At 47.6% G+C, this 594-nt stretch carries 1 protein-coding gene; it reads left to right on the top strand.

The window, feature by feature from the left end; all coding sequences use genetic code 11:
• On the top strand, positions 1–594 hold a 594-nt coding region (locus tag BCAMP_RS13995), incomplete at both ends, for an Ig-like domain-containing protein (protein ID WP_035315682.1).

The following is a 594-nucleotide window of genomic DNA, read 5'->3' as shown; positions in this document are numbered from 1 at the left end:
TGATGCCGATGCTGACGCTGATGCTGACGCCGATGCGGATGCGGATGCCGATGCTGACGCCGATGCCGATGCTGACGCTGATGCTGATGCGGATGCAGATGCTGATGCCGATGCGGATGCCGACGCCGATGGAGACAGCGATGCAATTTTCCCAGATGCACCAATATCATCACCAATTTATGAAAATGAATTAACTCTCCATGGTAAAGGCTTAATTGGGTCTACTGTATATGCTCTTGTAAATGGTCAAATAATTGGATCAAGCAAAGTAACAGGTAATAGCTTCTTACGGACTATTATTGTTGATAACAATGGTATCTTTACGATCCAATTAACTGAAACATTACCGGCAGGAACAATTATTGAGTTTTATCAAATTGATGAGGATGGACAAAAAAGTGCATCAACAACAACAAAAGTATTACCATTAAACGATGTACCTAATAATCCAACAGATCCAGTTGAATCGGACGCCGATGCTGACGCCGATGCTGACGCTGACGCCGATGCTGACGCGGATGCCGATGCTGACGCCGATGCGGATGCGGATGCCGACGCTGACGCCGATGCCGATGCTGACGCCGATGCTGACGC

It is taken from the genome of Brochothrix campestris FSL F6-1037, assembly GCF_000525915.1.
Classification (GTDB): domain Bacteria; phylum Bacillota; class Bacilli; order Lactobacillales; family Listeriaceae; genus Brochothrix; species Brochothrix campestris.
This window is presented reverse-complemented; position numbering and strand designations above follow the sequence as displayed.